At 71.7% G+C, this 9,625-nt stretch carries 8 protein-coding genes; 4 read left to right on the forward strand and 4 right to left on the reverse strand.

The genetic code is table 11. The annotated features are described in order from the left end of the window. Positions 1 to 95 precede the first annotated feature (95 nt). The 3 genes from chpE to EBH09_RS07640 all read right to left on the reverse strand — a co-directional run bounded on the left by chpE (position 96) and on the right by EBH09_RS07640 (position 2,320). Positions 96 to 341, reverse strand: coding sequence for a chaplin ChpE (gene chpE, locus EBH09_RS07630; protein WP_121746290.1), 246 nt, complete (start codon positions 339 to 341; stop codon positions 96 to 98). A gap of 166 nt (positions 342 to 507) precedes the next feature. Continuing rightward, positions 508 to 1,149 (reverse strand): response regulator transcription factor, encoded by a 642-nt coding sequence (locus EBH09_RS07635; protein WP_121746291.1) that lies wholly within the window; start codon positions 1,147 to 1,149, stop codon positions 508 to 510. Next, positions 1,142 to 2,320, reverse strand: a complete 1,179-nt coding sequence (locus EBH09_RS07640) for a GAF domain-containing sensor histidine kinase (protein WP_121746292.1) — start codon at positions 2,318 to 2,320, stop codon at positions 1,142 to 1,144. The genes EBH09_RS07635 and EBH09_RS07640 overlap by 8 nt, the downstream gene beginning before the upstream one ends. A 217-nt stretch (positions 2,321 to 2,537) precedes the next feature. Between EBH09_RS07640 and EBH09_RS07645 the strand changes: the two genes are divergently transcribed. The 3 genes from EBH09_RS07645 to EBH09_RS07655 all read left to right on the forward strand — a co-directional run bounded on the left by EBH09_RS07645 (position 2,538) and on the right by EBH09_RS07655 (position 5,356). Further along, entirely contained in the window at positions 2,538 to 3,236 is a 699-nt protein-coding gene (locus EBH09_RS07645) for an SDR family NAD(P)-dependent oxidoreductase (RefSeq protein ID WP_121747285.1), read from the forward strand. After that, entirely contained in the window at positions 3,233 to 4,276 is a 1,044-nt protein-coding gene (locus EBH09_RS07650) for an S-adenosylmethionine:tRNA ribosyltransferase-isomerase (protein ID WP_121746293.1), read from the forward strand. The genes EBH09_RS07645 and EBH09_RS07650 overlap by 4 nt, the downstream gene beginning before the upstream one ends. A gap of 363 nt (positions 4,277 to 4,639) precedes the next feature. After that, a complete protein-coding gene (locus tag EBH09_RS07655) occupies positions 4,640 to 5,356 on the forward strand; it encodes a transglycosylase SLT domain-containing protein (RefSeq protein WP_121746294.1) in 717 nt (238 codons plus the stop codon). 119 nt (positions 5,357 to 5,475) lie between these two features. Here EBH09_RS07655 and EBH09_RS07660 read toward each other — a convergent pair whose 3' ends face one another. After that, positions 5,476 to 8,043 carry an FHA domain-containing protein gene (locus tag EBH09_RS07660; protein WP_193776183.1) on the reverse strand — a complete coding sequence of 856 codons (2,568 nt, stop codon included), beginning with the start codon at positions 8,041 to 8,043 and terminating at the stop codon, positions 5,476 to 5,478. A gap of 241 nt (positions 8,044 to 8,284) precedes the next feature. Here EBH09_RS07660 and EBH09_RS07665 point away from each other — a divergent pair. After that, positions 8,285 to 9,625: streptophobe family protein (locus tag EBH09_RS07665; RefSeq protein WP_193776184.1), on the forward strand; the 1,341-nt coding region annotated here is incomplete at its 3' end.

A 9,625-nucleotide genomic window follows, 5' to 3' on the forward strand; every position in this document is an offset into this window, starting at 1 on the left:
GCGCGGCGCGCGGCTGCCTGCGGCTGGGCGGGGCGGGATGTGACCGGCCTCCCGGGTGGCGGCCCGGGAGGCCGTGGTTGGCCTGGTGGCCTGGGTCAGTGGTTGACGCCGAGGTTGCCGAAGGCCGGGTTCAGGACGCCGATGACGTTGACGCTGTTGCCGACGGCGTTCACCGGGATGTGGATCGGCGCCTGGACGACGTTGCCGGAGGCGACGCCCGGGGAGCCGATGGCCTCGCCGTGGGCGACCGAGCCGTCGGTGGCGGAAGCCATGCCCGCGCCGGCGGCGATCAGCCCGCCGGCCACCATCGTCACGGCCGCTGCCTTCTTCAGGTTCCTCACTTACAAGCCCTCCTTGCGATCGCCGCGGCAGTCGCCGCAGCACGCACTGGAGAACGGCCGGGCGCCGGAGAGGATGCGCCATTCGGGGGACATTCCCACGACGGTATGAATCTCCGACCGGAGGGGAACCCTCCGAGTCGCCGCCGCGTACGGGGTCAGCCGGTGGTCAGCCCGTCACACCGTGGCGCACGGCCCACAGCGCGGCCTGGGTGCGGTCCGCGAGATCGAGTTTCATCAGGATGTTCGAGACGTGGGTCTTCACCGTCTTCTCGGAGAGGACGAGGGCTCGCGCGATCTCCCGGTTGGAGCGGCCGTCCGCTATCAGGCCCAGCACCTCGCGCTCCCGCTCCGTGAGGGCACCCGCTCTGCCCTGCCCGGAGTTGTTCTCCTCCTGGGACAGCAGGGCGCCCGCGACCTCGGGCTGGAGCAGGATGTGGCCGGCGTGGACGGAGCGGATGGCGCCCGCCAGCGCGTCGGGATCGACGTCCTTGTAGACGTAACCGGCCGCGCCCGCCCGCAGGGCCGGGACGACGGTGCGCTGCTCGGTGAAGCTGGTGACGATCAGCACGCGCGCGCGGTTGTCCAGCTCGCGGAGTCTGCGCAGCGCGTCGACGCCGTCCATGCCCGGCATCTTGACGTCCATGAGGATCACGTCGGGCTTCAGCTCCTCGGCCCGGTCGACGCCCTCGGTGCCGTCCGCGGCCTCGCCCACCACCTCGATGTCGTCCTGCACCTCCAGGAAGGTGCGCAGGCCCCGGCGGACCACCTGGTGATCGTCGACGAGCAGCACCTTGATTGCGTCAGCCACCGGGGGCCTCCATCTCGATCGTGGTGCCCTTGCCGGGCGCCGATTCAACGGTCAGCCTGCCGCCGGCGCCGCTCGCCCGGTCCCGCATCGAGACCAGGCCAAGGTGGCGTCCCGCGCGGCGCACCGTACGCGTGTCGAAGCCGCTGCCGTCGTCGGTGACCCGCAGCACGGCTCCGGCGCCGCGCCGGTGCAGCGTCACGTCCACGTGCTCCGCCCCGGAGTGGCGCAGGGCGTTGTGCAGTGCCTCCTGGGCGACGCGCAGCATCGCCTCCTCCTGGGCGGCGGGCAGGGCCTTGACCCCGCTGCCGGTGAAGGTCACGCGCGCGGAGTGGGCGCGGTCCAGGACGTGGATCTGGGTGCGGAGGGTGGCGACGAGACCGTCCTCGTCCAGGGCGGCGGGGCGCAGCTCGACGACGGCGGCGCGCAGCTCGTCGGCGGCCTCCGCGGCGAGCGCGGCGACCTGCTGCAGCTCACCCTTGGCGCGCGCGGGGTCGCGGTCGACCAGGGTGGCTGCGGCCTGGGCGGTCAGACGCAGCGAGAACAGCTTCTGGCTGACCGCGTCGTGCAGTTCGTGGGCGAGGCGGGAGCGCTCCTCGGCGATGGTCAGCTCGCGGCTGCGTTCGTAGAGGCGGGCGTTGGTGAGGGCGATGGCGGCGTGCTGGGCGAGGATGCCCAGCAGTTCCTCGTCGTCCGCGGTGAAGCCGCAGCCGCCGGTCGGCTTCGGACACGGGGGGTGTGGGGGATGTCCCCCCACGGGGCGCAGCTTGTTGGCGAGGAACAGCGCCCCGATCACCTCGTCGCCGTCGCGGATCGGCAGTCCCAGGAAGTCGACCAGGTCCGGGTGGGCCGACGGCCAGCCCTCGAAGCGGGGGTCCTTGCGGACGTCGCCGAGGCGCTGGGGCGTCGCCTCGTGCAGCATCGCGGCGAGGATGCCGTGCTGGCGCGGCAGGGGGCCGATGGCCTTCCACTGCTCGTCGCTGACGCCGTCGACCACGAACTGTGCGAAGCCGCCGTGGTCGTCGGGGACGCCGAGGGCGGCGTACTGCGCGTCGAGCAGCTCGCGGGCCGAGGCGACGATCGTCTTGAGGACGTCGCGCACCTCGAGATGCCTGCTCATGGCCAGCAGCGCGGAACTGACCGCGGCGAGGCCGGACCGGGGGCCGTGACTCATGTCCTCACGGTACCGGCGGGGTGCGACACCGGGATCGGGCCTGTGACCGCCGTCGCCTAGGGCGGTGGGCCTAGGTCCCGGGTCCCGCCCGCCGGTCCTAGGGCGAAGGGCCCCGCACGGTTGCGGCCGGTGCCCGAGGCGGCCGCTGCGGCGCGGTTCCTACGTTGAGGATCACGCCGGCCGCTCAGGAGGCGTGGACGACGAGGGGACGTGTGTCATGCCGGTTGCGATCATCACGGGAGCTTCGAAGGGACTGGGCCGGGCGCTGGCCGAGGCTTTGGCGGCGCGGGGCTGGGACCTGGTGCTGGATGCCAGGACGCCGGCGGTGCTCAAGGAGACCGCGGCGACGCTGGAGGCGTACGGAACGCGCGTGACGGCGCTGCCCGGGGACGTCACCGACGCCGGGCACCGGGCCGGGCTGGTCGCGGCGGCCCGGCGGCTGGGCGGGGTGGATCTGCTGGTCAGCAACGCGAGCGCGCTGGGTGCGGAGCCGCTGGTGCGGCTGGAGGAGCTGCCGCCGGCCGGGCTGCGGCGGGCCCTGGAAGTGAACGTCGTGGCCGCGCTGGGCCTGGTCCAGGAGGCGCTGCCGTTGCTGCGCGCGGCCCGGGCGGGCGCGGTGCTGACGGTCAGTTCGGACGCCGCGGCGGAGGCGTACGAGACGTGGGGCGGCTACGGGGCGTCCAAGGCGGCCCTGGACCAGCTGGCGGCGGTGCTGGGCGCCGAGGAGCCGGGGCTGCGGGTGTGGGCGGTCGATCCCGGGGACATGGCCACCGACCTGTACGCGGCGGCCGTACCGGACGACGACGGCCCGCGGCCCGATCCGGTGGATGTCGTCCCGGCGCTGCTCAGGTTGCTGGACGAGCGGCCGGCCAGCGGTCGCTACGGTGCTCCGGCGCTGCTGGAGGGACCGCGATGACGCTGGCGCTGCGCGTTCCGGAGGAGCTGTCGGCCCGGGTACCCGCCGAACAGCGGGGGCCTGGCCTGGACCGGGACGGCGTTCGGCTGCTGGTGTCGCGTGGCACCGAGGTGTCGCATCACGTGTTCCGGGAGCTGCCGGGGCTGCTGCGGGCCGGGGATCTGCTCGTCGTCAACACGTCGGCGACGCTGGCCGCAGCCGTCGACGGGCGTGTCGACGACGCGCCCGTGGTGGTGCACTTCTCCACGCGCGGGGACGACGGCCGCTGGGCGGTGGAGCTGCGGGACCCCGACGGAAGGGGCACCACGCGCGCGCGTGCGGGCGGGCCGGAGGGGACGGAGGTGCGGCTCCCCGGCGGTGCGCGGCTCGTGCTGGAGGAGCCGTTGAGTTCGCGCGGGGAGCGGTTGTGGTGGGCTCGGGTGTCGGGGGCGGAGGTACCCGTGGTGCTGCGGGAGTACGGACGGCCCATTCGTTACTCCTATACGAAGCGGGATCAGCCGTTGTCCGCGTACCAGACCGTGTTCGCGCTGCCGTCCGCGGACGGGACGGGCAGCGCGGAGATGCCGAGCGCGGCACGTCCCTTCACGGCGCGGCTGGTGGCGGAGCTGGTGAGCCGGGGGGTGCGGTTCGCGCCGGTGACGCTGCACGCGGGGGTGGCTTCGGCGGAGTCGCACGAGCCGCCGTATCCCGAGCGGTTCTCCGTGCCGGAGGCGTCGGCGCGGCTGATCAACGCCGCCGGGGCCGGTGACGGACGGGTGGTGGCGGTGGGGACGACGGCCGTGCGGGCGGTGGAGTCGGCGGCCGGCGCCGACGGGGTCGTACGGGCCCGGGCGGGGTGGACCGATCTGGTCGTGACTCCGGAGCGCGGGGTGCGGGTGGTCGACGGGCTGCTGACGGGGCTGCACGAGCCAGAGGCCTCGCATCTGCTGATGCTGGAGGCGGTGGCGGGGCGGGCGGCGATCGGCCGCGGGTACGAGGCCGCGGTGCTCGGTCGCTACCTGTGGCACGAGTTCGGGGACGTCCACCTGCTCCTGCCGTAGGAGCTGCCGCAGGAGGGGCGCGCAGGCCCTCACACACCGCATTGCTTCAGCAACCAAGTGTGAGAAGGGCGGGGGGTGCGTGTGAGCCCGCGCATAGGGCGCACGTCACGTACGAAGGGGAGTAGGAGAACGACTCGTCCGTTTTGAGCGGGGCAGATGGTCCAATCTGCCCCGCTTTACCCTTCCCTGATCCACTACCTCGGATCGTACGTCACACCTTTGCCTCCGAATTTTGCGGCCGCTAAGAATTGCTCTCGTCGCTCAACGCGGCGGGTTGTCGCCCCGCGGCGTTTGTGCCGGAAGCATCCCTGTCCCCACCGGACGAGAGCGACCTCCGCGCTATTCGAAGAGGTCTATCCCGCCATGCCCAAGAACATCTTCACCCGTGGTCATAGTCGTCCCCTGAACCGCACCCACAAGCTCGCGATAGCCGGTGTCGGCACGCTCGGCGCCGCCGCCGTCGCGCTCACCGCGGTCCCGGCCAGCGGTCAGACGACCACGAGCGAGGCTGCCGCTCCGAAGGCCAAGGTGGCGTACAGCACCGAGCAGATCCAGGACGTGCACGCCGGCGTCACCGGTCAGCTCGCCGGCGCCAGCCAGAAGGTCGCCTCCATCGAGGCGAAGAAGGAGGCGGCCGCCAAGGCCGCCGCCAAGAAGAAGGCCGCTGCCGAGAAGGCCGCGGAGAAGCGCGAGGCCAAGGAGACCGCCAGCCGGTCCGCCAAGCGCGCCGAGGTCAAGCAGGCCTCGACGAAGAGCTACTCCGACAACCTCGACGGCTGGATCCGCGAGGCCCGGGACATCATGAAGAAGCACGACATCCCGGGTACCTACGAAGGCATCCACCGCAACATCATGCGGGAGTCCTCCGGCAACCCGAAGGCCATCAACGACTGGGACATCAACGCCATCAACGGCATCCCGTCCAAGGGCCTGCTCCAGGTGATCCCGCCGACGTTCGAGGCCTACCACGTGCCCGGGACCTCCAAGAACATCTACGACCCGGTCGCCAACATCGTCGCCGCCTGCAACTACGCCGCGGACAAGTACGGCACCATGGACAACGTCGACAGCGCGTACTGAGGTCGGCGCGGACCTCTTCACGACGTCGCCGACGCCGATCCGAACGCCGAAGGGCGGCACCCTCCTGACGGGGTGCCGCCCTTCGGGGCGTCGCGGCCGCGGCTACCCGCGGCCTCGGGCTACTTGCGCATGACCTCGGGCTCGTGGCGGCGCAGGAAGCGTGCCACGAAGAAGCCGCAGATCACGCCGAGGACGATCAGCGCGGCCATGTTCAGGCCCCAGGCGCCGACGGTGTGCTCCCACAGCGGATCCGCCTCGGCACCCTGCTCGGGCGGGCTGATCCTGTTGAAGTCCAGCGTGGCGCCGGCCGCGGCGACCGCCCAGCGCGACGGCATCAGGTACGAGAACTGGTTGACGCCGACCGCGCCGTTCAGGGCGAAGAGGCAGCCGGTGAAGACGACCTGGATGATCGCGAACATGACCAGCAGCGGCATGGTCTTCTCGGCGGTCTTCACCAGCGAGGAGATGATCAGGCCGAACATCATCGAGGTGAAGCCCAGCGCCATGATCGGCAGGGACAGCTCGAGGAGCGTCAGCCCTCCGAGGACGAGCCCCTCCTCCGGGATCTCCCGGGTGGCGAAGCCGATGACGCCGACCAGCAGGCCCTGCAGCACCGTGATCACGCCGAGCACGAAGACCTTGGACATCAGGTACGCGGAGCGTGACAGGCCGGTCGCGCGCTCCCGCTCGTAGATGACCCGTTCCTTGATCAGCTCACGGACGGAGTTCGCGGCGCCGGCGAAGCAGGCGCCGACCGCGAGGATCAGCAGGACCGTGGTGGCGGTGCCGTTGGGAATGATCCGGCCGGTCTGCGGGTTGGCGGGATTGGGCAGCAGGCCCTTGTCGGCGTCGATGAGCAGGCTCACCGCGCCGAGTACGGCCGGCAGGATCACCATCAGGGCGAGGAAGCCCTTGTCCGAGACGATCACCGAGGTGTAGCGCCGTACCAGCGTGACGAACTGGGACATCCAGCCCTGCGGCTTCGGCGGCTTCATCGCCTGCATCGCCGGTACCTGTACGGACTGCGGCGCGACGGCGTCGATGTCCGCGGCGTACATCTGGTAGTGCTGCGAGCCCTTCCAGCGGCCCGCCCAGTCGTAGTCGCGGTAGTTCTCGAAGGCGGAGAAGACGTCGGCCCAGGTGTCGTAGCCGAAGAAGTTCAGCGCCTCCTCGGGCGGGCCGAAGTAGGCCACCGAGCCGCCCGGCGCCATCACCAGCAGCTTGTCGCAGATCGCCAGCTCGGCCACCGAGTGGGTGACGACGAGGACGGTGCGGCCGTCGTCGGCGAGGCCGCGCAGCAGCTGCATGACGTCGCGGTCCATGCCCGGGTCGAGGCCGGAGGTCGGCTCGTCCAGGAAGATCAGCGACGGCTTGGTGAGCAGTTCCAGGGCCACGGAGACACGCTTGCGCTGGCCGCCGGACAGGGACGTGACCTTCTTGTCCTTGTGGATGTCCAGCTTCAGCTCGCGCAGCACCTCGTCGATGCGGGCGTCGCGCTCGGCGGCCGTGGTGTCGGCCGGGAAGCGGAGCTTGGCCGCGTACTTGAGGGCCTTCTTGACGGTCAGCTCCTTGTGCAGGATGTCGTCCTGCGGGACCAGACCGATGCGCTGACGCAGCTCGGCGAACTGCTTGTACAGGTTCCTGTTGTCGTACAGGACCTCGCCCTGGTCGGCGGGCCGGTACCCGGTGAGCGCCTTGAGCAGGGTCGACTTGCCGGAACCGGACGGGCCGATGACCGCGATCAGCGACTTCTCGGGGACGCCGAAGGAGACGTCCTTGAGGATCTGCTTGCCCCCGTCGACCGTGACGGTCAGGTGCCGGGCGGAGAAGGACACCTCACCGGTGTCGACGAACTCCTCGAGCCGGTCGCCGACGATGCGGAACGTCGAGTGGCCGACGCCCACGACGTCGGTCGGGCCGAGCAGCTGGGAGCCGCCCTTGGCGATCGGCATACCGTTGACGTACGTGCCGTTGTGCGATCCCAGGTCGCGGATCTCCATGCGCCCGTCGGGCGTCGCGTGGAACTCCGCGTGGTTGCGCGAGACCTGCAGGTCGGACACGACCAGCTCGTTCTCCAGGGCACGGCCGATGCGCATCACGCGGCCGAGCGAGAACTGGTGGAACGTGGTCGGACTGCGGTCGCCGTAGACCGGCGGCGCCCCCGCCGCGCCGCCGGGCCCCTGTTGCTGGGGGAAGTGCGGCGCGGCCTGCTGCGGCTGCGGCGCGTGCTGCTGCCAGCCGGCCTGCTGCTGGCCGTGCTGCTGGGCCTGGTGCGGCGGGGCCTGCTGCTTCTGCGGCTCCTGCGCCGGTGCCTGCTGGGCCCAGCCGGCGTTCACACCCTGCGCGGCGTACGGCTGCTGCTGAGGCTGGGCCTGCGGCGTACCGACGGCGGCCTGGGCCCCGGTCAGGCTCACGCGCGGTCCGTCGGTCGCGTTGCCCAGGTTCAGCACCGTGCCGGCGCCGAGCTCCACCTGCTGGATCCGCTGCCCGTGCACGAACGTGCCGTTGGTGCTGCCGTGATCCTCGACGACCCAACTGCGGCCGTTGAAACTGATCGTGGCATGCCGCCAGGAGACCCTGGCGTCGTCGAAGACAAGCTCCCCCTGCGGATCGCGTCCGAGCGCATATGACCGGGACGGGTCGAGCGTCCAGGTCTGTCCATTGGATTCCAGTACGAGTTCCGGCACTCCATGCCCCACTGAGTTGTCCCCCGATTTGCTCCCGTCGCGGGGAGTCTAGGGATGTCGAACATCGGGGGGAACTATTTCAGGCTCGGCCCCCTGACCGAAAGTCGGGCCTTGTGAAGACTGCGTAGGCACCCTTCCGTCCGTTCCCGTTGACGGGGTTGAAACCTGCCCGGAGAGTGGTATCCCACGCGAGGGGGACATGCGCGGCAACTCCGCCGCGCAGCGGATCGGGGGGTCTGCCATGAGCGCGTCCACAAGCGTCGGCACCGAGGGGTACGACAACAAGGTGCCCTGGGGAGACGTCCTGCTGTCCGCGGTCGCCGCCGTGAGCTGGGCGTTGATCGGTATGGCGGGAACGGCGGCACTGGGTCTGCGTCTGCTCGACGCGGACGCCGCGGGCTCGCTCGGCCCGATGACCGCGGCGGTCGTGGCGCTCGGTGCGGGCGGTTCGGTCACACCGGCCGGAGATGTGTCCGCGTTCGGCCTGGGAGGGGCCCAGGCGCACACGGCCATCGAGATCGCGCCACTTGGTGTCAGTCTGGTCGGTGCGCTGCTGCTGGCGTTCTTCTTCCTACGGTCCCTGCGGGCGGCCGGAGTTGTGGTCGCGCCCGCCGAACTCCTCGCGCGCGCGGGTGCGGTGATCGCCCTTTTCGTGGCGATGACGGGCGGACTGGCCTGGGCGGGGCACGATGTCGTCACGATCGACGGCGGCTCGCTCGGGCTGGACGACCTGCCCGGCGGCGGAGGTGGCGGCGGCATCGAGATTCCGGGGCTCGGTGACGTGGGCGACGTCGGCGGGCTGCTGCCCGACCGGATCGGTGACCTCGTCGGCGCCGAGGCGGCCGTCGGCTTCACCGTCGACACCGCGCCGACGCTGCTCGGCGGGCTGATCTGGTCCGCCGGGGTTCTGCTCATCGCCCTGCTGGCCTCGCGTCGCACTCCCCTGCCGCGCGGTTTCGAGGCCGTGCACCGGGTGGTGCGGCCGGCGGTGTCGGCCATCGTCACCGTGGCGCTCACCGCGGTGGCGGCCGGTTTCGCGGCGGCGGCCTACGCGGCGATCGGCGACGACCACCCGCGGCGGATCGCCGGGGCCGCGCTGCTGGGCGCGCCCAACGGGGTCTGGCTCGGTGTTCCGGTCGGCCTGTTCGTGCCGTGGGACGGGCGGGCCACGGGCGAGCTGGTCGAGGTGCTCCCCGCTCCGCTGGACGAGTTGCTGGGCGCCGGCGCCGAGGAACCGGTCACGCTCGGGCGACTGGCGGAGCTGGACGGACGGGTGTGGCTGCTGGGGGTGGCGGCGGCGCTGATCATGCTGTTGGCCGGTGTGCTGACGGCGGTACGGACGCCGGTGACGCGGGGTGAGGCGCGCTCCCTCGCTTTCGCCGGGCGGTGTGCGCTGCGGCTTGGTGCCGCCACCGCGCTGGCGCTGCCGCTGCTGGCCCGGCTGACGGAGGTGTCCGTGAACGCCTCGCTGTCGGTGCTCGGCGTCGACGCGTTCGGCGCGGGCGTCACCCTGCGTGGACACCTCGGCACGGCGCTGCTGCTGGGTGCCGTGTGGGGCGCGGGGGCCGGAGCCGCCGGGGCG

Origin of the sequence: Streptomyces sp. E2N166 (assembly GCF_003671715.1) — a bacterium.
Classification (GTDB): Bacteria; Actinomycetota; Actinomycetes; order Streptomycetales; family Streptomycetaceae; genus Streptomyces; species Streptomyces thinghirensis.